Below are 656 nucleotides of genomic sequence, written 5' to 3' on the forward strand. Positions count from 1 at the left end.
GGTATTTTTCGGCGGTCGATCGCGCGGCCGTGATGGTGGAGCGAAGGACGGTGGGGAATCAGGGCTTTCGAGCGGACGTGCTCAGGCATCAATTCGGCATGCTGGCGCAGCCTGTAGCTTGATCCTTCGATCTGAACGACGACGGCATGATGCAAAAGCCTGTCGAGAAGCGCGGTGGCGACCACGGTCTCCAAAGACATCTCCCCATTCTGCAAAGCCGCGATTGGACGTCAGGATCATTGCCCCTTTCTCGTAGCGGGCGTTGACGAGCTGGAAGAACAGATTGCCACCGCCGGCGATGACCGGGAGATAACCGATCTCGTCGACGATCAGCAGACTTGGCCTGCAGAAGAAGCGGATGCGTTCTTGCAGCCGTCCCTCGCGCTCGGCCCTGGAGAGCGCTGCAATGAGGTCGGCCAGGGTGCAGAAGTAGACGCTTTTGCCCGCTTTGACAGCTTCGACGCCGAGCGCGATAGCCAGATGGCTTTTGCCGGTTCCCGGCGGCCCGAGGAAATGGGCGGCCTCGTGCCTTTCGACGAAACCCAGTTGCGCGAGCGTGAAGATCCGATCGCGATCGAGGGAGGGCTGGAAAGTGAAATCGAAGCCGGCGAGCGTTTTGATGGTTGCCAGCCGACCCATCCGCAACGCCGTCTTTA

Annotated in this window: 1 pseudogene; it reads right to left on the minus strand. The window is 60.7% G+C overall.

What is annotated here, in order from left to right:
* Positions 1-656: pseudogene (istB, locus tag NKH22_RS31485) on the minus strand (IS21-like element helper ATPase IstB); the annotation flags it as partial.

This window comes from Mesorhizobium sp. M1252, from assembly GCF_040318265.1.
GTDB lineage: Bacteria > Pseudomonadota > Alphaproteobacteria > Rhizobiales > Rhizobiaceae > Mesorhizobium.